The organism is Pseudanabaena sp. UWO310, assembly GCF_006861605.1.
GTDB lineage: Bacteria > Cyanobacteriota > Cyanobacteriia > Pseudanabaenales > Pseudanabaenaceae > Pseudanabaena.
The window spans coordinates 1-21,045 of record NZ_SELU01000072.1 but is presented as its reverse complement, the minus strand read 5'-3'; the positions used below and the strand labels follow the sequence as shown (position 1 = coordinate 21,045).

The 21,045-nt window shown below is 42.3% G+C and carries 19 protein-coding genes and 1 pseudogene; 13 read left to right on the top strand and 7 right to left on the bottom strand.

What is annotated here, in order from left to right; translation table 11 throughout:
* Positions 1–6: 6 nt before the first annotated feature.
* Complete coding sequence (locus tag PseudUWO310_RS19460; RefSeq protein WP_223805763.1) at positions 7–1,077, bottom strand: sensor histidine kinase; 1,071 nt, start codon at positions 1,075–1,077, stop codon at positions 7–9.
* Positions 1,078–1,549: 472 nt separating this feature from the next.
* On the opposite strand from PseudUWO310_RS19460, the gene kdpB reads away from it, so the two are divergent.
* From kdpB to PseudUWO310_RS19425, 7 genes are all read left to right on the top strand, one after another.
* On the top strand, positions 1,550–3,646 hold the full coding sequence (gene kdpB, locus PseudUWO310_RS19455) for a potassium-transporting ATPase subunit KdpB (protein WP_143122138.1): 2,097 nt from the start codon (positions 1,550–1,552) through the stop codon (positions 3,644–3,646).
* Between the two features lie 26 nt (positions 3,647–3,672).
* Positions 3,673–3,918 (top strand): potassium-transporting ATPase subunit F, encoded by a 246-nt coding sequence (locus PseudUWO310_RS19450; protein ID WP_223805762.1) that lies wholly within the window; start codon positions 3,673–3,675, stop codon positions 3,916–3,918.
* 132 nt (positions 3,919–4,050) lie between these two features.
* Positions 4,051–5,760 (top strand): potassium-transporting ATPase subunit KdpA, encoded by a 1,710-nt coding sequence (gene kdpA / locus PseudUWO310_RS19445; protein ID WP_143122137.1) that lies wholly within the window; start codon positions 4,051–4,053, stop codon positions 5,758–5,760.
* 96 nt (positions 5,761–5,856) lie between these two features.
* Complete coding sequence (gene kdpC / locus PseudUWO310_RS19440; RefSeq protein WP_143122146.1) at positions 5,857–6,492, top strand: potassium-transporting ATPase subunit KdpC; 636 nt, start codon at positions 5,857–5,859, stop codon at positions 6,490–6,492.
* Between the two features lie 258 nt (positions 6,493–6,750).
* Positions 6,751–7,287, top strand: coding sequence for a hypothetical protein (locus PseudUWO310_RS19435; protein WP_143122136.1), 537 nt, complete (start codon positions 6,751–6,753; stop codon positions 7,285–7,287).
* Between the two features lie 2 nt (positions 7,288–7,289).
* Positions 7,290–8,693, top strand: a complete 1,404-nt coding sequence (locus tag PseudUWO310_RS19430; RefSeq protein ID WP_143122135.1) for a serine/threonine-protein kinase — start codon at positions 7,290–7,292, stop codon at positions 8,691–8,693.
* 32 nt (positions 8,694–8,725) lie between these two features.
* Entirely contained in the window at positions 8,726–8,962 is a 237-nt protein-coding gene (locus tag PseudUWO310_RS19425) for a hypothetical protein (RefSeq protein WP_143122134.1), read from the top strand.
* A gap of 202 nt (positions 8,963–9,164) precedes the next feature.
* On the opposite strand, the pseudogene PseudUWO310_RS19420 reads toward PseudUWO310_RS19425, so the two are convergent.
* A pseudogene (locus PseudUWO310_RS19420) lies at positions 9,165–10,057 on the bottom strand (ISAzo13-like element transposase-related protein).
* Positions 10,058–10,394: 337 nt separating this feature from the next.
* Here PseudUWO310_RS19420 and PseudUWO310_RS23045 point away from each other — a divergent pair.
* Positions 10,395–10,544 (top strand): hypothetical protein, encoded by a 150-nt coding sequence (locus PseudUWO310_RS23045; RefSeq protein ID WP_190316082.1) that lies wholly within the window; start codon positions 10,395–10,397, stop codon positions 10,542–10,544.
* Between the two features lie 3 nt (positions 10,545–10,547).
* On the opposite strand, the gene PseudUWO310_RS23040 is transcribed toward PseudUWO310_RS23045, so the two are convergent.
* Positions 10,548–10,709 carry a hypothetical protein gene (locus tag PseudUWO310_RS23040; protein WP_190316081.1) on the bottom strand — a complete coding sequence of 54 codons (162 nt, stop codon included), beginning with the start codon at positions 10,707–10,709 and terminating at the stop codon, positions 10,548–10,550.
* Between the two features lie 664 nt (positions 10,710–11,373).
* Between PseudUWO310_RS23040 and PseudUWO310_RS19415 the strand changes: the two genes are divergently transcribed.
* From PseudUWO310_RS19415 to PseudUWO310_RS19395, 5 genes are all read left to right on the top strand, one after another.
* Positions 11,374–13,809 (top strand): sucrose synthase, encoded by a 2,436-nt coding sequence (locus tag PseudUWO310_RS19415; protein WP_143122133.1) that lies wholly within the window; start codon positions 11,374–11,376, stop codon positions 13,807–13,809.
* 1 nt (position 13,810) lies between these two features.
* A complete protein-coding gene (gene pgmB / locus PseudUWO310_RS19410) occupies positions 13,811–16,774 on the top strand; it encodes a beta-phosphoglucomutase (protein WP_143122132.1) in 2,964 nt (987 codons plus the stop codon).
* 45 nt (positions 16,775–16,819) lie between these two features.
* Positions 16,820–17,206 carry a CHAD domain-containing protein gene (locus tag PseudUWO310_RS19405; protein WP_143122131.1) on the top strand — a complete coding sequence of 129 codons (387 nt, stop codon included), beginning with the start codon at positions 16,820–16,822 and terminating at the stop codon, positions 17,204–17,206.
* Positions 17,207–17,585: 379 nt separating this feature from the next.
* Positions 17,586–18,071: a DUF1269 domain-containing protein gene (locus PseudUWO310_RS19400; RefSeq protein ID WP_143122130.1), complete on the top strand. Its 486-nt coding sequence runs from the start codon at positions 17,586–17,588 to the stop codon at positions 18,069–18,071.
* 337 nt (positions 18,072–18,408) lie between these two features.
* The gene (locus PseudUWO310_RS19395) at positions 18,409–18,876 is read left to right on the top strand and encodes a hypothetical protein (protein ID WP_143122129.1); all 468 of its coding nucleotides are present in this window, start codon (positions 18,409–18,411) and stop codon (positions 18,874–18,876) included.
* A 17-nt stretch (positions 18,877–18,893) separates the two neighbouring features.
* Here PseudUWO310_RS19395 and PseudUWO310_RS24025 read toward each other — a convergent pair whose 3' ends face one another.
* The 4 genes from PseudUWO310_RS24025 to PseudUWO310_RS19375 are packed head-to-tail and all read right to left on the bottom strand — an operon-like array spanning position 18,894 to position 20,803.
* Complete coding sequence (locus PseudUWO310_RS24025; RefSeq protein WP_143122128.1) at positions 18,894–19,133, bottom strand: cation-transporting P-type ATPase; 240 nt, start codon at positions 19,131–19,133, stop codon at positions 18,894–18,896.
* A 24-nt stretch (positions 19,134–19,157) separates the two neighbouring features.
* Positions 19,158–19,865, bottom strand: coding sequence for an ATP-binding cassette domain-containing protein (locus PseudUWO310_RS23695; protein ID WP_263363466.1), 708 nt, complete (start codon positions 19,863–19,865; stop codon positions 19,158–19,160).
* Positions 19,831–20,097 carry an ATP-binding cassette domain-containing protein gene (locus tag PseudUWO310_RS23690; RefSeq protein ID WP_143122126.1) on the bottom strand — a complete coding sequence of 89 codons (267 nt, stop codon included), beginning with the start codon at positions 20,095–20,097 and terminating at the stop codon, positions 19,831–19,833. The genes PseudUWO310_RS23695 and PseudUWO310_RS23690 overlap by 35 nt, the downstream gene beginning before the upstream one ends.
* A gap of 34 nt (positions 20,098–20,131) precedes the next feature.
* Positions 20,132–20,803, bottom strand: coding sequence for a tryptophan-rich sensory protein (locus PseudUWO310_RS19375; RefSeq protein WP_223805761.1), 672 nt, complete (start codon positions 20,801–20,803; stop codon positions 20,132–20,134).
* Between the last annotated feature and the right edge of the window lie 242 nt (positions 20,804–21,045).

Here is a 21,045-nt window from a genome sequence, read left to right as displayed (position 1 = left end):
AAATAATTATAAAGAAGAAATCGGTAGACGGAATCCAAAAATTGCTCCATTTGGATGTCGATTTTCTGCCCAAACTGACCCACCATGTGCTTCTATGATTTGACGGGTTAGGTAAAGTCCCAAACCAGAACCTTTAGCTTGGCGATCGCTATTTCCTTGATAGAAACGATCAAACAAGTAAGGTAATTCAGTTAAGGTAATTCCTGGACCTGTATCGAGTACTTTACAGACATGATGGGTGGAGCCAGCTTCAAAAACAACTTCCACTTTACTACCGCGAGGTGAATGGTTAATTGTGTTAGTTAATAGATTGGCAAATACTCGGTGAAGTTGCAACGCATCTCCATCAACCCAAAGAAACTGCCGAAAGTCTGAGTCGCCATAATGAAATGAAATATGAATGCGCCGACTCGCTGCTAATTCCATTAGAGTGCTTGTGACTTCTTCAGAATTACTTACTAGATCGATTGGTGCGCGATGAAGTTTAATTCCTTCCGTATCATTGCGATAGACATCTAGAAGAGTTTCTATCATTTGCAAGCTATTCTGATGACTCCGAATCATCGTGGCGATCGCATTTTTTTGCGTGGGTAAGATCGGACCAAAATCTGACCTTTGGAGAGCTTTTAATGTTTCTATTGCTCCTAATAGCGGTGTTTTCAGATCGTGGGTAAGAGTAGAAGTAAAATCTTCTCTTACGCTGGCTAGCTTCTCTTGAGCTAGCAATTTTTCTTGTTGTTGTAATAGTGTTTGCTGAAACGAACGATTGCGATCGCATAAAAAACCAGTCATAATCAAAGACAGACAGGCAATTAGACGACTGGAAATAGTTGATACTCTACTCTCGTAACTAGGAATCCAGATATTTAGCATTGTTAAAAAACAGGCAAGTGCCGTTGCTTGAAATGTAGCAATGCGCCCGAATCGATTGTTAATTAGTAGGATTGGAGCAGTATAAAGATAGCCAAATACATAGTCTGATGGAGTTAAAAACTCCAGTACGATGACAATTCCAAATAATCCTATGATTGATTGAGATATGTCAAAATGGAGATTCTTTAGATATTTTAATATCAAAATTAAATATTTTTGCTAAATAAATTTAAGATTATTTCAAAATACCAGATTAAATCTAGATCGTATTAATGTTAAAGATATATTTTTTATCTAAACGAGTGTTTAAATTAAAACATCTAGATATATACCCAATCTAAACGCTAGTTATATACGAGTCATATATAACTAGCGTTTAGATGTTTAGCTAGTTATATATGACTCGTATATAACTAGCTAAACGAAAAATTATACTCTTCTATAGCTTGTGAGGTTTGGTTAAATCTGAAACAATACCCAAAGAGATTGCTATAGGTTTTACAGGCTTTGAATCAAAAATTTAAAGCCTATTAACTGTTATTGAAATCAGTATGTTTATTGATTAAAAGTGTTTGAAATAGTAAAACAATCACTTTTAATAGAAACCTTTTTGCTTCAAATTCATTTTTCGGTTAGCGCTCTTTCCGAATAACTATTGGTTACCGATGTTGTATTTATGCAAACCTCAAAGAATTCTACACCTACCCGTCTGCCTGGCGGTATCCGCGAATCTCGCAGGCACACTCCAAAAGTCAATGTGAGTGGCTTGTATCAGCGCGCCATTCGAGATGCATTTGTTAAACTCGATCCGAGGATTCAAGTCAGAAACCCAGTCATGTTTGTCGTATGGGTTGGCACAATTATCACTTTCATCATGACACTCGATCCTAATATTTTTGGTGTCGTGGCGGGAGACAATCAAAACTTCTTTAATGGATTGATTACTTTCATTTTATTTTTTACTGTATTATTTGCTAACTTTGCCGAAGCAGTTGCCGAAGGGCGTGGTAAAGCTCAGGCAGATGCACTGCGTTCTACTCGCACCGATGCGATCGCTCGAAAGATTCTGCCAAACGGCTCTACTCAAGAGGTTAATTCAACCGAACTACGTCAAGGCGATCGCGTTAAGGTAATTGCGGGAGATATTATCCCTGCTGATGGTGAGGTCATCGATGGAATTGCGTCGGTGGACGAATCAGCAATTACGGGGGAATCTGCTCCTGTCCTAAAGCAGCCAGGTACGGATATTATGAGTTCTGTAACGGGTGGCACAAGGATTATTTCTGACGAACTGATCGTTAAGGTGACATCTGATCCCGGTAAAGGTTTTATCGATCGCATGATTGCCTTAGTAGAAGGTGCTGAGCGGACTAAAACCCCCAATGAAATTGCGCTTACGGTATTACTTGCCGTACTGACATTAATCTTTTTAGTAGTAGTGGCGACGGTTCCTCCCATTGCTATTTATTCCAATACTCCTGTTAGTATCGCAATTCTAATTTCGCTTTTGGTTGCCTTGATTCCCACTACGATCGGAGGATTATTGAGCGCGATCGGAATTGCGGGAATGGATCGGGTCGCCCAGTTTAACGTGATTGCCACCTCAGGTCGAGCTGTAGAAGCCTGTGGCGACATTAATACGCTGATTTTAGATAAGACTGGCACGATTACCTTAGGAAATCGCTTGGCTGATGAATTTATTCCTGTTGGCGGACATTCTTCAACCGAACTAGCAAAAGTATCATTAATTGGAAGCTTATTTGACGAAACCCCAGAAGGGCGATCGATTGTAGCTCTAGCCCAAAGGTTAGGAGCTAAATCCGATGTCGATCTCGTTACTGCTAAAGGGGTTGAGTTTTCTGCTCGGACGAGAATGAGTGGACTCGATCTTCTAGACGGTACTGAAGTTCGTAAAGGTGCAGTTGATGCGATCAAAGGGTTTGTAAAATCTCGTGGTGGCTATATTCCTGCCGACCTAGATGCCGCCTACGAAAGAGTATCCAAATTAGGTGGAACGCCCTTGGGAGTCTGTAAAGGTAGTGATGTCTATGGAGTGATTTACTTAAAGGATATTGTCAAGCCAGGACTTCGCGATCGGTTCGACCAGTTGCGGCGAATGGGTATTCGCACGATCATGCTGACAGGAGATAACCAGATTACAGCTTCGGTAATTGCTGAGGAAGCAGGAGTTGACGATTTTATCGCCGAGGCTACTCCTGAAGACAAAATGGCGGTGATTCGCGCAGAACAGGCCGAAGGGAAACTAGTCGCGATGACTGGTGATGGAACGAATGATGCTCCAGCTTTGGCTCAAGCTAATGTTGGTGTAGCTATGAACTCTGGCACTCAAGCGGCAAAGGAAGCTGCGAATATGGTGGATTTGGATTCTGATCCCACCAAGATTATCGATATCGTTACTATTGGCAAACAATTACTGATTACAAGAGGAGCCTTAACGACCTTTTCCGTAGCTAATGACATTTCTAAATACTTCGCGATTATTCCTGCCATGTTTACTGGCATCGGGTTAGAGAGTCTAAACGTCATGGGCTTAAAAAATCCTCAGTCAGCCATTTTGTCAGCACTAATTTACAACGCTCTCATCATTCCCGCTCTGATTCCTTTGGCACTTAAGGGAGTGGCTTTCCGTCCCCTCTCAGCCGATCAGCTTCTTACAAGAAATATTCTGATTTACGGTCTTGGCGGAATTATTGCTCCCTTTATCGCGATCAAGATTATCGATGTGCTGATTACAGCCGTCCATCTTGCTTAGTAATTTCTATTCTTTATTGAACTGCTATGAACTCTCAATCCCTACCAAAACTCATCTCAGATATGCAGTTGTACCTGCGGAAACATCCGAATTCTTTTCGTATATTTCTGACACTATTCCTGAATCTTTTCCTAGCTCAAGCAGTATATGCTGCTGCCGACGGCAATGGTCTTACTCGTCTCAATTCCTATGCGATCGGGCTACTGTCTTTAGTTACAGTCGGACTGGCAGTCTACTTGCTGGCAGTTATGTTTCAACCCCAGCGTTTCTAGTTTTTTTGAAGAATTAATTTGGAGAATGAATAAAGATGGGCGACCTAATCTATATAGCTACGATTCTGGTTTGTTTCGTGGGCTTTTTAGGACTGATTAAAGCATTTAGTTGGCTATAAGGAAAAAAATATTATGCTGTTTGGCATCTCTCAAGTAACGATTATTTGTTTAATTATCGCGATCGCGATGGTTGTCCCTATAGGCAACTATATCTATAAAGCTTTCACCGAAGAACGGGATTGGCTCCTAGAAAGACTAACCTATCGTTTGTTAGGGATTAATCCAAGGGAGCAAATGTCTTGGCAGCGTTATGCCCAAGCATTGGTTCTATCCAACTTGGCACAATTGCTTCTGATTTATGCTCTTTTAAGATTGCAGGACTTTTTACCGCTAAATCCTGACAACATTCATCCAGCAATGTCCCCCGATTTGGCGTTTAACACTGCGATCTCCTTTGTTACTAACACTAACTGGCAGTCCTACGGCGGCGAAACTACGCTTTCCTATTTCAACCAGATGTTAGCGATTCAGTTTCCCATGTTTGTCTCAGCGGCAACGGGACTAGCTGCGGGAATAGCAACAATTCGAGGATTTGCTCAGAGTAGTGCTAATCAATTAGGAAACTTTTGGGTAGATTTTACTCGCAGCATTTACCGCATCTTTCTACCAGTTTCGCTAATCTTGGCATTGTTTTTTGTATGGCAGGGAATGCCACAAACGTTAGATCCCGCCGCCGTTGCCACTACCTTAGAAGGCGCAGCACAAACGATCGCCGTCGGTCCCGTAGCAAGTCTGGAATCGATCAAGCACTTGGGAACGAATGGCGGTGGCTATTTCAACGTCAATGCAGCACATCCCTTTGAGAATCCTACTCCCCTGACGAGCACCTTCAATATTCTCTTGATGATGTTTGTTGGCTCTGCCTTACCCTATGTCTTTGGCAAGTTAATAGGGCGACGCAAGCAAGGATGGGTCTTTTTTGGTGTCTTCTCAGCACTGTTCGTTATGTTTTTACTGATTGCCTATCCAGCAGAACAGTCGGGCAATCCACTACTTGCGGGAGTAGATCAAACCGTAAGCGCTTTGCAAAGTGGTGGCAATATGGAAGGGAAGGAAATCCGCTTTGGGATTGCCCAAACCAGCCTATTTGCAGTTACTACTACTGCGGCAACGACTGGTAGTGTCAATGCAATGCATGACAGCCTCACTCCCATGGGAGGGTTTGTGCCTATTTCCGAAATGATGCTAAACGTAGTATTTGGCGGTAAAGGTGTGGGTCTGATCAATTTAATTCAATACACCATCATTACGGTGTTTCTCGTCGGTCTCATGGTAGGGAGAACCCCCGAACTTCTTAATAAGAAAATTGAAGCAAGGGAAGTTAAGCTTGCCTCTGTATCCCTACTAGCGCATCCCGTTTCAATTTTGGGATTCACTGCACTGGCTCTAGTATGGCCAGAAGCACTTAAAAGTCTTGCCAACGCAGGGCCCCACGGTCTTACTGAATTGCTGTATGCCTATGTATCGACTACGGCTAACAATGGTTCTGCTTTTGCTGGACTGACTGCCAATACGCCTTTCTTCAATACGACTTTGGGATTAGCTATGCTCTTTGGACGCTTTTTTAGTCCGCTCATTCCGTTACTAGCCGCCGCAGGTTTTCTCGCAATCAAGCCTAAGGTTCCTGCTAGTGCGGGTACGCTTTCCACCGATACATTTTTGTTTGGCTCGCTCTTGTTTGCCACCATTGTTATCGTTGGTGGACTGACCTTCTTTGTCACCTTAGCCCTAGGTCCTGTCTCAGAACATTTCCAAATGTTAGCAGGAAAGACTTTCTCCTGATTATGCTTAGCTTAACTACTGAATCCTAATTTGCAGGTTTCAGTAGTTCCTGATTTATCTATTTATCTATCTATTTTTCTATTGTTTGCTAAATATATGGAAGCTCAATCTCAGCGATCGTTCATTTCTCTCGTCAGACAATCAATTCTGATTTCTATATGGTTTTGCCTGATTACTGGGCTGATCTATCCTTTGATTACAACTGGTATCGCTAATGTGCTTTTTCCCTATCAAGCTAAAGGTAGCTTAATTTCGATAAATGGTAAGATTGTTGGCTCAGAATTGATCGGGCAGAACTTCACTAAGCCAGAGTACTTCCATCCGAGACCAAGTGCCACCAGTACTACCGATAGCAATGGCAAAACAGTCCCTGCTCCCTACAATGCAGCCAACAGTAGCGGCAGCAATAGTGGACCTACGAACGATAGTTTTATTAAAGGGGTAAAAGATGCGGCAGATGCCTATCGCAAAGAAAATGGGCTAGCTGCTGAGGTCGCAGTGCCGGTTGATGCGGTAACAGCCTCTGGCTCGGGACTCGACCCCGATATTTCAATTGCCAATGCGAATATTCAAAGTTCTCGCGTTGCGAAAGCAAGAGGAATTACGTTCGAGCAGACTCAGGATTTGATTCGTAAAAATACTATCGATCGCCAGTTAGGTATTTTAGGAGAGCCACGAGTCAACGTACTGAAGTTGAATCTAGCATTGGATGCTTTAAAGCCTGCTAGTTAGTCAAAATTAGAGAGAACTCAATTCTCTCTTAGATCGATTGTTTAAATAAAGGCTCAATAGGTGTTTCAGAAATGCTTAATGCACAATGGTTTTAATATCGGAAATCTTCGACACCTGAAATGTTCTCCATGACAAGCATTAAGCCATTTATTATGTTTAAGCTCCTCGAAGCACCTATAGAGCCATAATTCATTTTACGAAAAATTGATCGTCAATCTTAAGATACAGATTTCAAAGTTAATATGTGATTGTCAAAATATGATTACTAGTCAACGCAGCCGCGTGATCGCCGTATTTTCTGATTTAGAAGCAGCGGGACAAGCATTAGATTCCTTGATTTTGAGTGGGCTTCCCCTCGCTAACATTTTTCTGGTGGGGCAAGATATAACAGCTAACGAGAAAAATGGGCGAATGGTACAAATGGAATATCAGATCGAACAGTTTTATCCAAGGATGATTACAGGAACCACCTTAGGAATAAAAAAAGGTTGGTTTGCTGGTAATTGCTTCGGAGGAATAGTTGGTTTCTGTTTGGGGTTAGGGTTGTTGTCATTGCCTGGCGTTGGACAAATAGTCTTTACCAGTGCAGTCATTTTTACGCTGATTAGTAGTGGAATTTGTACGGCTGCTGGCGGAGTAGTTGGAGCCTTAATTGGTCTAGCTATAACAGAAAAGCAAGCTAATACCTATAACGCGCTGATTGCCCAAGGTAATTACTTAATCATTATGAATGCTTCCGAGACAGAACTCAAGCGTGCCGAATGTATACTTGATGCCCAAAAAGTTCGTAAATAGCCATGAACATTTGCTCCTATCTACCTCTCACTAGACATCCATCTGTTTATCCATTGATAAGCGACAATCATTTTCCTCTTAATTCATACAATCTACTCCGCGATCGCTATCGCATCCTCGATCTTTTAGGCGAAGGAGGATTTGGCAGGACATTTCTAGCGGTTGATGAATTGCAATCTCCACTCCTCTGTGTTGTCAAACAGCTTCTCCCCAATCATTCAATTCATCGGCAAAAGATTCAAACGCTCTTTGATCAAGAAGCACAGCGACTAGCTCAATTAGAAGGACATACTCAAATCCCTAAATTGCTGGATCACTTTGAGCAGGATGGAGAAAGTTTCATCGTGCAAGAATGGATCGATGGATGGACATTGCAACAGGAGATTGCGGGTGCGATTCCATTCCATGAAATAGAAGTGCGAAAAGTTTTGCAAGGGATGCTACCTGTCCTGCAATATCTCCACGATCGCCAGATCGTACATCGCGATATTAAACCTGACAATATCATTCGGCGAAAATGCGATCAGCAACTGGTTTTGGTTGATTTTGGCGCAGCTAAGCAACTTGTTAACATCAGACCGATTTATACAGGAACAATGATTGGTAGTGTGGAATATGCGGCTCCCGAACAAATCAAAGGTCAAGCGATCTTTGCCAGTGACCTATACAGTTTAGGGGTGACTTGCCTGTATTTATTAACGCAAACCTCACCCTTTGATTTGTATGATATTGTAGAGAATGACTGGAAATGGCAAGCCTATTTGCCACAACCGATTAGTCTCGATCTAAAAAGTATTCTCAATAAATTGTTGCAACCATCGGTCAGGCAACGTTACCAATCAGCAACGGAAGTCTTGACCGATTTAAATGCTTCATCTGCTTCATCAATGATCGATGGACAAGTCAAAAAGGATATTCCTACAAATCTAATATCCTCTGCAAGCAATATAGAGAATTCAGATCGGAGTAAAACAACTCCCAATAAGTCAACAAGCAAATCAAATTTTTCGGTCAGTTCACCACTCCTATCAGACGATACCGCAGATCAAGACACTCCACTATTTGCTGACGATTTAGCATCTATCAAGTCACTGCCCTTAGTGCAGCGTGTGTTGATTGTGGGCATCGGTGCTTCTTTCGGTAGTGTGGCGATCGCCAGTTTATCTTTTTGCTTGAGCATCATCATCTTGACACTTAGTGCGCCTCGATCTTCGGATATCGACTCCGCAAGGAACAATCAAATAATTCTTGCTATAGCCGCAGGAATTACAGGCTTAGCAGGATTGGCAGCTTTAGACTTAGCGGGATCGGCAGTTGTAGCGAACAGAGGAAGAGCCACTTTGAAAAAGAATGATGATTATCAGAAGAGGGTCAAAGATGAAGATGAAGAAAATTACTTTGGCTAATGTCATTACTACAAAAATAAGCACAGAAACAAATGATCACTAAAGACAATTTTTTATGTCCGCGATCGCGTTATTACGGTCAATTCACTCCTGACAACTTGTTATTTAACGACAATTTACAGGAATTTGCTAATCGTGTTGGCTATATTGCCAGTTTAGAAACGGGCGGCAAAATCTCTCCCGAAGATTCCTACGAGCAAATCAAAGCTCTTTGGACAAAGTTTGAGTCGGCAAGTCAGCAGCTACATATTGCCGAGCAAACTCCCTAACTCCAAAAATAAAATCTGATGATTTAGTATGAGCATCGCTTATTTGAGAAATCGGGCAAAGGAACTACGCCATACTCATTCAGAAGCAGAATATGAAGAACTATTGGAAAAAATCGCTCGCTATTTGAATATTATTCAAGATGGGGAAAGATTTACTGTAATTCACAAACAGAAAGGGATGCGCGGCAAAATAAAGTACCAATCAATGAGGGAGAATCGTAACATCCCATTTGGGCAATAACTCGGAAGGAAGCCAGAAATCTTGGTACTGGAGCAAATCATCAGGGGCAACTTTTCTGTTCTTCTCGTAGGTTCGAGAAACGAAATGGACTATTGGCTTAAGTCCCTTCCAAGTCATGTTTGCAGCCCAACCTAGAGCTGATTCAACAGAACCTAGAATAGCCCCATGCCAATAATTCTCTAGTGCAGCCCAACATCTTTCAATGGGATTGTACTTGCTGTGATAGGGAGGATAGTAAATTAGACGAATTTTTAAACCAATTTCCTTGGCTAGTTCAACAATACGTTTGATGAATTGAGATCGATTACTGCGAGTTGCTGAGCCACCGTCAAGCTCAATCATCAATTCCTCAAGATGTTGATAATGCTCTCGGTTACCTTGCCACCATTGGCTGAGACAATCTACGATGAAATCACTAGTCTCAGCCGAACTACCAAAATATATGGATAGTTGATGCGTCTGTAAATTGAGAATCCCAAATGGTACTAATACCGATGTCCATACATGGTCATGGTCGTCTGCTGTCTTTGCTTGTAGGCTTCGCGCTTTGCCGTTGCGACTCAGATTGCCAATTTTTACCTTAGCTTTGCTATCAATTGATAGTCTGAGCGACTTGATATTATCCGCAGATGCTTGCTTGGCTTGTCGCACATTCTCAAAAATTGCATCGGTTTCAGGGATCTTTTTTAAGGGTTTGTTTTTTTGGATTTTTTTAGGCGATATCCCAATCGATTCATTACTATGCCTATTGTTTGTCTGGTCACTAATTCCTCGTTTTGATATCCTTTCTCGACGATTAATGCTTCACGTACTGCTCTGGCACTTACTTGCGTATAGGCAAATGTAGATTTCATCTTCGGATCTGCTTGTGTTTGTCCATCCAGTAATGACTTGATATCTGACTCTAGTTTGGGCTGTTTCTCTTCACTCTTGTGTCGTCCTCTCCCTCCGTAATTATCTATACAAATTATTCCTGTCCTACGTTCATGGAGTCCTGTCTCCACGCATGTCCGTTTCCATCCCATCACACTTTCCGCTTTTCTCGCTGAGCCATTAAAGTAGTCCTCTGTCACCTTGGCGATAAAGTCTCTTTTTCGATATCCTGTCAACTTTTTCGCCGCATCTTTAATTGTTTCTTTCACTTCTTCGCTTAACATTTTCTCTTTTAATTTTAGCTACCATGTCTTTTCTATGGTACTTTATTTGTCCGCCAGTCCCAAAGTTCTCAACACGCTACGACAACTAGGAATTAAAACCCTATTAAACGACAGCGACATTGGCGGGTGGCGACAGCGATCGACTCTGTCATTTTTACCGATCGCAAGCTGTCGCGACAACTAGCGATCAATCGTCAAATCTATAGATGGATAAGCGTCTAGCTATCTCATTAATAGCTGTCATCAGGTAAACGACAGCATATTTAACCCCAGAGTCGATCGTTGTCGCCCCGCCAATTGCCGTGTCATTTAATACTGTTGAATCAGCTCTAGATTGGGTCGCAAACATGACTTGGAAGGGACTTAAGCCAATAGTCCATTTTGTTTCTCGAACCTATGAGAAGAACAGAAAAGTTGCCCCTGATGATTTGCTCCAGTACCAAGATTTCTGGCTTCCTTCCCAGTTATTGCCCAAATGGGATGTTACGATTCTCCCTCATTGATTAGTACTTTATTTTGCCGCGCAGCCCTAAAGTCTTCCTTTTTCTTCTGGTGTCATTTGCTTGGACGGGTTAATTTGTTACTATTTTACAGCTCTTTTCTCTTAAATATTTATACTTATTACCTAATTGGGATGCTCCCAGTACCCGTGGCTTTGACTTCGCTAGGCCAATGTTAGCTGAGCGGAGTCGAAGCTAGATAGCTGGGTAGAACATTTTTTATCCGCAAGAGTCTAGGCATAAGGAAACTTCAAGAACCAAAGAGCGTAACGTCTGTAAGCGGTCAGTACACTCTTTGGTTCTTAGTTTTGGCGTTTTTATGCTGAACTACTTAACACCAAGATGTTATAAAGATGTCTGAAATAATGTATATAGAATGTATGAGTTGAATGACTTGTATCACAACGTCTTAAAGCTTTACGAACCGATATCCATATTTGCCCTATAGACCCCTAAAAGAGAGCTACATTAGAGCAACTCAGTTAGAGCGATCGCCAATTATGGAATTAGGATATGCATAAACTAATCCAATCAATTTTAGATAGTGACGAGAGAAATACTCTACAGCAGCTAGTTACAAATTTACGCGACAAGGGAAAGCACTATTTTCTCCGAAATGAGATTCTCCAAACATTTACAGAGCTTTGTGAACAATTATCACAACCAATTCAAGCCTATCACAGTTCTTCTTTAAGGCAGTTGATCAACTACATCCACGAACTAATTTTAGATGAGAAATTAGATGATAACTTAAATAAGAAGAGTATTTGGTTAGTGCTACGTCCTTGGATTGGCAGTCAGCAAGTATGGAAGCTGACCACAGATCTCACCCATGAGACCCAGATGAATGTTCATGAACTACTAAATCTGCGCGATCGCCAAGTCGATCGAGAGCAGCCCCACATTCTCAATATTGACTTTAAGCCTTTCTATCAAGGATCTCCACGCATTAGCGATCCACGAAATATGGGGCAGGGACTAATGTTTCTTAGCAACTACCTATGCAACAAGCTCATGAGCGATTTTTCGCACTGGTTAGAAGCGCTATTTATGGCTTTACATATACTTGAGCATGACAGAATGCAGCTACTGATCAATACTCAAATTGAGTCAGGAATCAAACTAGAAAAACAGGTAAAGCTCGCACTCAAGCTTTTAAGTGAGGAGGCTGAGGATCTTCCCTATGCAAAAGTTCATCTGAAACTCCAAGCTCTAGGCTTTGAACCAGGATGGGGGAACACCGTTGGGCGTGCTCGCGAAACGATGGAACTACTCAATCATTTACTTGAAGATCCCGAACCTCCGATTTTAGATGCCTTCGTATCGAGAGTTCCAGCAATTTTTCGGGTAGTATCTATCTCCATTCATGGCTGGATAGGTCAAGAGAGCACGTTGGGACTACCTGAAACCCGCAGCCAAGCAGCTTATGTACTGGAGCAAGCCCGCAGTATCGAAAAACAACTCCATATGAATATTCAACAAGCGGGACTGGATTTGGTAGGTATTCATCCTCAAGTGCTCGTTCTCACGCGCCTTATTCCTCATTGCATAGGAACACAATGCGATCTTACTTGGGAAAAGATTGAAGGCACTGACAATGCTTGGTTTCTGCGCGTACCCTTTCAAAAATTCAATCCAGCCATAACCGATAATTGGATTCCCAAGTCTGAGATTTGGCCCTATCTTGAGAGTTTTGCTGTGGATGCAGAAAGAGAAATAATTGACAAATTAGGCGGAAAACCAAATTTAATCATTGGTCACTACAGCGATGGAAATTTGGTCGCTGCGCTATTAGCAAATCGTCTCAACGCCATCCATTGCCAAATTGCCCATTCCCTAGAAAAACCGAAGCATCTATTCAGTAATCTTTACTGGCAGGATTTAGATTCTCAGTATCACTTTTCATCCCAATTTACGGCTGAGCTAATAGGGATGAATGCGGCTGACTTCATCATCACTTCGTCCTATCAAGAAATTATGGGAACCCCAGAAAGCGTTGGTCAGTATGATTCCTATCAATGCTTTACGATGCCAAACTTGTATCATGTCACTAATGGCATTGACCTGTTCAGCCCCAGATTCAACCGAGTACCGCCTGGAGTGAATGAGCAAATATTCTTTCCTTATGAACAAATCGAAAATCGCGATCTTGAACAGCGTACCCGCATTCAATCGTTACTCTTTAATCAGGAAAACGCGCATATTTTGGGACATTTAGCTAAACCCGATCAGCGCCCGATTCTTGCTGTGGCAACGATCGCTACGATTAAAAATCTAACTGGTCTAGTAGAGTGTTTTGGGCGTAGCTTAGAGTTACGGAAAGAATGTAATTTGATTTTAGTTACGGATATCTTAGAAGTTACGGCTGTCAGCGACTCCGAGGCAGCAAAGGAGCTTGCTAAACTGCATAGTCTAATTTATCAATATAATTTGCATGGGAATATTCGCTGGTTAGGTATGCGTTTTTCCAATAGCGATATGGGAGAAATCTATCGAGCGATCGCCGATCACCAAGGCGTTTTTGTACATTTTGCGAAGTTTGAGTCTTTTGGGCGCACCATTCTCGAAGCGATGATTTCTGGTTTACCCGCTTTTGCTACTGAGTTTGGCGGTTCCTTAGAAATTATCCAAGATGGCATCAATGGCTTTCATATCAACCCCACTGACTTAGATGGGACTGCGAAAAAGATTTTGCAATTTCTCAATCAATGTCAGCGAGATCAAGAATACTGGGCTCAGATTTCTGAACGCGCAATTCAACGCATTCAAGAGCAATATAACTGGCAAAATCATACCCAAAAGCTCCTACTGCTAGCGAAGATTTACAGATTTTGGGACTGTATCTATTCAGATAATCGTGAGGCAAGGAAACGGTATCTAGAAGCCCTCTTCTATTTGCTCTACAAACCCAGAGCCGAGCAGATTTTAGCAGAACATATGCAGCGATAACATGAAAAATACAAGATCCCATGATTTGCCAAGCTCCCCTGATTTAATTTATACAGATTGGACTTTGACCGAATCTCAATTCGATCCCGAACAGTTGCATTCTAGAGAAACCGTATTTACCATCGGTAATGGGTATTTGGGGACACGAGGCAGCTTTGAGGAAGGATATCCCCACGCTTTACCAACTACTTTGGTGCATGGGATCTATGATGATGTGCCTGTGGTTTATACGGAGTTAGTCAATTGCCCTGATTGGTTGACATTGCTAGTGATTGTGAATGGTGAGCGATTTCGGCTCGATCGCGGTGAAATCATCAATTACGAACGTCAGCTTGACTTGCGTTGTGGGTTGCTGACGCGATCACTATGCTGGCGTAGCCCCAAGGGACATACTCTAGACCTAAAGTTTGAGAGATTTGCTAGCTTTGCCGATCCTCAAGTTTTAGGTCTGCGCTGCCAGATCACAGCCATTGATTTTAAGGGAACGATTGAGGTACAAGCCAGTATTAATGGTTATTCCGACAATCAGGGTTTTAATCATTGGGAGCAATTAGATCAAGGCAAGATAGAGAAAGAGAGCGATCTCGATCAACGAGATCGGATTGACGACGCTTCGAGTCGTCAATCCGATAGTGAAGGAATTTGGCTACAGGTACGGACTCGTGGTTCGCGAATTGAACTGGGTATGGCGGCAAAACTTGCTGTGATTGATGTCGAGGCAAATTTGCAAATAACAAATACCCCTGGGTATCCCACAGCGATCGCTAATTTTAAAGTTGTCGAGGGACAGACCATCAACATTGAGAAGCTCGTGACCCTGTTTACATCTCAGGAAACAGAGAATCCCGTTCAAGCAGCTCAGGATAAATTAGCAGGACTTCCATCCTATGTAATGCTCCTAGAAGCACATCGACAGGCATGGATCTCAGTTTGGGAACATAGTGACATCGAGATTGGTGGCAATGTCCAAGCGCAGTTGGCAGTTCGCTATAACCTGTTCCAACTTTTGATCGCCGTATCTCCCCATAATGATCGCGTCAGTATTCCCGCGAAAACTCTATCGGGATTAGGCTATCGAGGTCACATTTTTTGGGATACAGAGATTTTTATTCTGCCCTTTTTTACCTTCACCCAAGCCGCGATCGCTCGTAATCTTTTAACCTACCGCTATCACACCCTTGATGGAGCAAGGCGCAAGGCAACTGATAGTGGCTATAAAGGCGCGATATTCGCTTGGGAAAGCGCGGCAACAGGTGATGAAGTAACCCCACTCTGGTCTATGCCCAACGATCCCTATGCCAAAGCGGTCAGAATCTGGTGTCGTGATCGCGAAATTCATATTAGCGCCGATATTGTGTATGCTGTCTGGCAATATTGGCAAGCTACGGGTGACGATCTCTGGCTGCGAGATTATGGAGCGGAGATCATTCTCGATACGGCAATATTTTGGATGAGCCGATTGGAATGGAATGCTAATCTCAAACGCTATGAAATCTGTGGAGTAATCGGAGCTGATGAATACCACGAGCAGGTAAATAACAATACATTCACTAATCGTATGGTGCAATGGCATTTAGAAAGAGCCGTAGCAGTCCATGATTGGTTACAGCAGAAGTCCCCCGATCGGGCTGCTGAATTATCTCAAAAGCTACAACTGACATCGGAGCAATTACGAAAATGGAAAAAGGCGATCGCCCACATCTATATTGCCTACAATCGTGAAGATCGAGAAGCAGAAATGATCGAACAATGTGATGGTTTTTTTCAGCTTAAAGATATTGACTTAAGCACCTATGCCCCCCGTGATCACTCAATTCAATCAATTCTCGGCATGGATGCCACCAATGACAGTCAAGTCCTCAAGCAACCTGATGTGTTAATGCTCCTCTACCTGATGCGCGATAATCCCGAATTCAGCGATCGCCATGATTGGTTGCAAAAGAATTGGAACTACTACGCTCCTCGCACTGACAGCACCTATGGCTCATCCTTGACTTCGGCAATTCATGCGATCATTGCCGCTAATCTCGGTGAGTCATCTGTGGCAAATCATCACTTTATGCAAGCAGCCATGGTCGATCTCGAAGACAATCGCGGTAATACCTCCGATGGGATTCATGCAGCTTCCGCAGGTGGGATCTGGCAAGCTGTGGTTTTTGGATTTGGTGGCATTCAACTGAAGGAAGATAAACCTGTGGCTAATCCACATCTTCCTGACTCTTGGACTTATCTCAAATTCAAACTGCAATGGCATAACACTTGGTATAGTTTCAACTTAGCGCCCATACTTTCTCAAATCCCTGATATTCAAGGTTTTATCTTCGATCTTGATGGGGTTTTGACGGACACTGCCGAATTCCATTATCGGGCTTGGCAGAAGTTAGCCGATGAAGAAAAGATCCCCTTCGATCGTAAAGCAAATGAAGCGTTACGGGGTGTGGCAAGAAGAGAATCGCTGATGCTGATTATCGGCGATCGCCATTATTCCGAAGAGGCTCTGCAAGAAATGATGGATCGCAAAAATCGCTACTATGGGCAATCCATCCAAGATATTACTCCTAAGGATGTTTTGAATGGGGTAATTGAGCTATTAAAAGAACTCAGACAATCGGGAATAAAAATGGCAATTGCTTCCGCCAGTAAAAATGCCCGATCCGTAATTGCCAAGCTAGGAATAGCCGATCTAGTGGATGCGATCGCGGATGGCTACAGTGTGGAAAAGCCCAAGCCAGCACCTGACCTATTTCTCTATGCGGCTACTCAAATCGGCATTGCTCCCGCTAAATGTGTTGTGGTGGAAGATGCTCCTGCGGGAGTTGAGGCAGCGATCGCGGCAGGTATGTGGGCGATCGGGCTTGCTCCTAAAGAACATCGCGATCGGTTTAACGGGATTGCCCATATTGTCCTTTCAAATTTGATAGGTATTCACTTGAGTAATATACAAACTGAATTAGGCAGATTATAATGGGATTTATATCTGAGAAAGAAGCACCATAGGAATACCGCTCTGATGCCCATTGGCAATTATGAAGGGTTGAATCAAAAATTTGAGCAATTCGGTAAAGATCTTCACGATCTACGGAAGCTAATCAAAGAGATTCGCTACCAAGCAGAATTCTTTTCAGGCTTTTATGAAAACTCATTTCTTGAGAGAATTGAAGAATTTAAGAATATTCAAGAAATATTGGGACAAATTCACGATTGCGAAGTTTTGCATCAATTCCTAGAATCTGTTTTGAAAGCTGACTTGGCAAAAGTGCTGCCCACAGTCAATCAGATAATACAACAGGAACAAACTGCTTTTTGGCAGAGTTGGCAACCGATTCAGCAGCGTTACCTCTCTTTAGACTTTCGCCAGTCACTGCGATCGCTACTCATGACACCACTATTGCCATAGGAATCTTTAATCCATGATTTACCCAACTCTAGACTTAAGTTCTAAATTGAATTCAGAACTTAAGTCTGAACTTAATTCAGAATCCCTACTCCTTTCCCAGTGAAAGATTAGACGTTGTATCGCTCTGCGCCGTAATGTTAATTATTGGATTTTAATGTCTATTTTGATACTGGGAAGAGAGTAAGAACATGTTTGAGAAATTAAGCAAGGCGATCTGATTCAGGTAAAAGTTGGAAGCCATAAAACAAGACCATAATAAGGCATTAAAACGTTTTGTAATGTAATCAATCAACTCACTTATAAATCAATCATAGGTCTTTGTATAGTAAAGAAGTAATAGAAAAAGCTAATCTCATTAAGCTATAAACAGGAATAATAAATGAGCATTCTCATTGCGATCGGATTCAAAGACGAGTTTACTGCCGATGAAGTTATATTACAACTCCGAAAGCTACAACAGGAACATCTTATTGATTTAGAAGATGCTGCAATCGTAATTAGAAACAAGGAAGGAGGAGTAAAAATCAAACAGAGTCAAGAGCTTGTCTCTACTGGGGCATTAAGTGGAGGATTCTGGGGTATTTTGCTGGGCTTTATCTTCTTTAATCCTCTTTTAGGCTGGGCAGTCGGCTCCATAGCTGGCGCGGTTTCTGGAGCACTTACAGATATTGGTATTGATGATAACTTCATTCGTGATGTTGGCAGTACCATTGAACCTGGAACCTCTGCTATCTTTGTCCTAGTCAGACAAGCCACTTCAGATAAGGTGCTAGAAGACCTCAGCAAGTTTGAGGGTAAAGTTCTCAAAACTTCCTTATCCAATGAAGATGAGACAAAGTTAAAAGCAGTTTTGGCAAAATCATAATTTTATTGCTGGTTAGGATTAGGAAGAATATAGCTACCGCCAGTTTTGACAAAATCAAAACCCGAAAGAGAGTTGCCGCGCTCCGCGCGGCAACTCTCTTTCGGGTTTTATGTCCTGATACAGTTGGCGGCAGCTATACATATAACACTAACTTCTAATCCTAGTATTTCCTTATCTCAACGCGATGTGCAACTATTTGTGAGCTATTACTATGAGGTGGTTTAGGCTACCAAAAATTCAAACTACTCATTAGTGTAGTACGAGAAATCATGGTTTTCAGACTTTTAGTTGCACATCGCGTTATCTCAAGCATTACCAACAATTTAGAGAGTTTCATATGTTTATTAATTCTAATGGACTAAGATTGTTAGGGATGTCTGGGTTCCTACTACTCAGTCTATCTTTTATCTCCTCTGCTCAGGCCCAAATCTGTACTGCACTCAATGTTATTGGAGCCAACGGTACTAGCGTAAAGAAAACTGTTTCCCCCTTTAGTACTCTAGTAACCAATAATAACTGGAATACGGATTTCGCCGTACCTAGCGAGCAATCTTTCAGTCAGTTTGTAGCAACCATCGTGCCTGAAAACATTGCTAATTATGATTTAGAACTGAATCTGAAGTATAGTGATGAAAGCTCTGATACTTCTTATAAAAAAGAAAATGTTGGCGTTACGTTCGCTCACCCATTGAACTTAGTTGGCAGGTCACGTCCCAATAGCAACCCATACCAAGTCAATGTATTTATTGGTGGTCTCAATGCGATCGGAAATACCTACACCGTTTCAGTTGAAGGTTGCTCTTAGTAGCGAAGGATCATACATCAAATACGTAAACTAAAAACCCAAAAGACAAGTGGCAGCACTCCGCACCGCCACTTGTCTTTTGGAAAAATAACTCCACTTCCAATTAATAAAAGGAAGATAGGAGCTTGAATACTATTCCAAGCGATCGCTAAAAAATTACGAGTTTCAATCGAGGGCAGTTTATTGTAGCCATCTTGTTTGAGTAGAGAGAGCGCCTCTTGCTCGAATAGTCCAGTCACGGCATTAAGATCTAACACTGTTACCGTCACATCACTGTGATTTTACGTTGCCAGACGCGGATATAGTTGGGAGCCAAGGAATACTAGGATTATCGTGGTTATAAGGATAATTGCATAGTCTAAAGGCAGACCGAAACTACTTGTACTCCCAAACAACATACAAGTTCGGAGGGCATCGACAACGTAGGTTAATGGATTAAGATGAGAAATAGCTTGCAACCAATTGGGCATTATGGATGTGGGATAAATTGCGTTGCCAGCATAGTGGACAAAGACTTCATTCAGTGTGTGACTACCGTTGCCAAGAGAGGCTTCAAGTTCTTTACAAGTACCAATGGCAGCTACCTTTCCCAAACGCATAATCGCAACGCGATCGCAATAGCTCTCCACCTCTTCCATATAATGGGTCGTGAAAAACAAGGTCGTGCCGTAGTTAGTTTGGAGATCGACGAGATGTTTCCAAACCGCATCCCGTGCGATCGGATCTAGACCAACGGTTGGCTCATCGAGAAAGAGTAGCTTTGGGCGATGCAGAGTAGACTGAGCGATTTCTAATCTACGGATCATGCCACCAGAATATTCGCCCACTAAACGATCGCCATCGGCACTCAAGTTCATGAATTCTAAAGCCTCTCGGATACGCTTCTCCTGCTTGCGGCGCGGGATGTCGTAGAGTTTCGCGAAGATGAGCAAATTTTCGTAACCAGTGAGCGAACTATCTACAGAGACTCCCTGTGGAACATAACCAATTGATCGCCGAACAGATACCGACTGGGATGTTATCGAGAAACCTGCAACCCGCGCCCGATGAAGATGGTAATAGAGTAGTAAGCATCTTGATCGCGGTAGTCTTGCCAGCACCATTAGAACCAAGCAGCCCAAAGATTTCGCCAGTGTTGACCGAAAGAGTTAGTGCATCAACTGCCGTAAATGTGCCGAAGCAGCGAGTAAGTTTTTTGATTTCCAAAACGACATTGTTCATGAGAATCCTCGTTGTTATTTTCTGAACTTTGTTTTCAATATTTTGGAACTGTGCTGGAGAGTTTACGGTTGCCCATCAGACATAATAGAACTAGTGCGATCGCCATTAATATTGCCATTCCAGTAACCAGTGGCGTATGCCATTGACGAATAGCGATCGCAACTAATGTCCAGATAATCACCAGCGCATAGACAGTGTCTTGATATTTAACAATGACGAAACTAGTGATCGCCGTAGCAACCGTCATCATAATCACTGTCCATATTGGAGAAGCAATATTCCATCCGTTCCAGTTGAGACTGTAGAGTGTCACGGACACATTCACCACAAAAGCGGCAGTAATCCAACCAAGATATATGCTAATAGGAGTACGGATAAACCATTCTTCTTTCAGAGAAATGAGATGATAATCGAGATGGAGAGCTTGGTACATTAAAATTAGAGGAACCAAAATTCCTAACATCGCAATTACAGATAATGGAAAGAGGCGAGCGAGAAATAGATAAATCCAAGTACATTGAGCTATACAGGCAAATACTAGTAGGTAGCCACTGCGCTGTAGTCTGGGATTATATCGCTGAGATGGTTGAACTTGATAAATGCCAAAGATGATTAGACTCAGATAAATTAATCCCCAAATGGCGAAGGCATAGTTGGCTGGAAGAATCTGAACAGAAGTAAAAAGTTCATCTGATAGAGATGCCATATCTAAACCATCAGCAGGGAAAAAGTTGGATATGGTATTGATGATAATGCTACTGAGAATAGCGACAAGAGTTGTTACTTGGCGAAGAATATCTGGGTCAAAATATTGGTTAGAGAGAGACTGTCAAGCATTTTGTGTAAAGTCTAGAAGCTAGATGTGGAGACGATCCTCAAAGAGGATAGCAAATCGATTAAGGGCGGGTTTCCAATCGCGAATGGGCATTGTCCATTTCTTAGAAATAT

Excerpts from the sequence above, each read along its gene's own strand:
- kdpC (WP_143122146.1), top strand. The coding sequence starts at position 5,857 with ATGGAAGCTCAATCTCAGCGATCGTTCATTTCTCTCGTCAGACAATCA.
- PseudUWO310_RS19405 (WP_143122131.1), top strand. The coding sequence starts at position 16,820 with ATGCCCATTGGCAATTATGAAGGGTTGAATCAAAAATTTGAGCAATTC.
- PseudUWO310_RS19450 (WP_223805762.1), top strand. The coding sequence starts at position 3,673 with ATGAACTCTCAATCCCTACCAAAACTCATCTCAGATATGCAGTTGTAC.
- PseudUWO310_RS19395 (WP_143122129.1), top strand. The coding sequence starts at position 18,409 with ATGTTTATTAATTCTAATGGACTAAGATTGTTAGGGATGTCTGGGTTC.
- PseudUWO310_RS19375 (WP_223805761.1), bottom strand. The coding sequence starts at position 20,803 with ATGGCATCTCTATCAGATGAACTTTTTACTTCTGTTCAGATTCTTCCA.
- PseudUWO310_RS19415 (WP_143122133.1), top strand. The coding sequence starts at position 11,374 with ATGCATAAACTAATCCAATCAATTTTAGATAGTGACGAGAGAAATACT.
- kdpB (WP_143122138.1), top strand. The coding sequence starts at position 1,550 with ATGCAAACCTCAAAGAATTCTACACCTACCCGTCTGCCTGGCGGTATC.
- kdpA (WP_143122137.1), top strand. The coding sequence starts at position 4,051 with ATGCTGTTTGGCATCTCTCAAGTAACGATTATTTGTTTAATTATCGCG.
- PseudUWO310_RS23690 (WP_143122126.1), bottom strand. The coding sequence starts at position 20,097 with ATGAACAATGTCGTTTTGGAAATCAAAAAACTTACTCGCTGCTTCGGC.
- PseudUWO310_RS19435 (WP_143122136.1), top strand. The coding sequence starts at position 6,751 with ATGATTACTAGTCAACGCAGCCGCGTGATCGCCGTATTTTCTGATTTA.
- PseudUWO310_RS23045 (WP_190316082.1), top strand. The coding sequence starts at position 10,395 with ATGGTACTTTATTTGTCCGCCAGTCCCAAAGTTCTCAACACGCTACGA.
- PseudUWO310_RS19400 (WP_143122130.1), top strand. The coding sequence starts at position 17,586 with ATGAGCATTCTCATTGCGATCGGATTCAAAGACGAGTTTACTGCCGAT.
- pgmB (WP_143122132.1), top strand. The coding sequence starts at position 13,811 with ATGAAAAATACAAGATCCCATGATTTGCCAAGCTCCCCTGATTTAATT.
- PseudUWO310_RS19425 (WP_143122134.1), top strand. The coding sequence starts at position 8,726 with ATGATCACTAAAGACAATTTTTTATGTCCGCGATCGCGTTATTACGGT.
- PseudUWO310_RS19430 (WP_143122135.1), top strand. The coding sequence starts at position 7,290 with ATGAACATTTGCTCCTATCTACCTCTCACTAGACATCCATCTGTTTAT.
- PseudUWO310_RS23040 (WP_190316081.1), bottom strand. The coding sequence starts at position 10,709 with ATGTTTGCGACCCAATCTAGAGCTGATTCAACAGTATTAAATGACACG.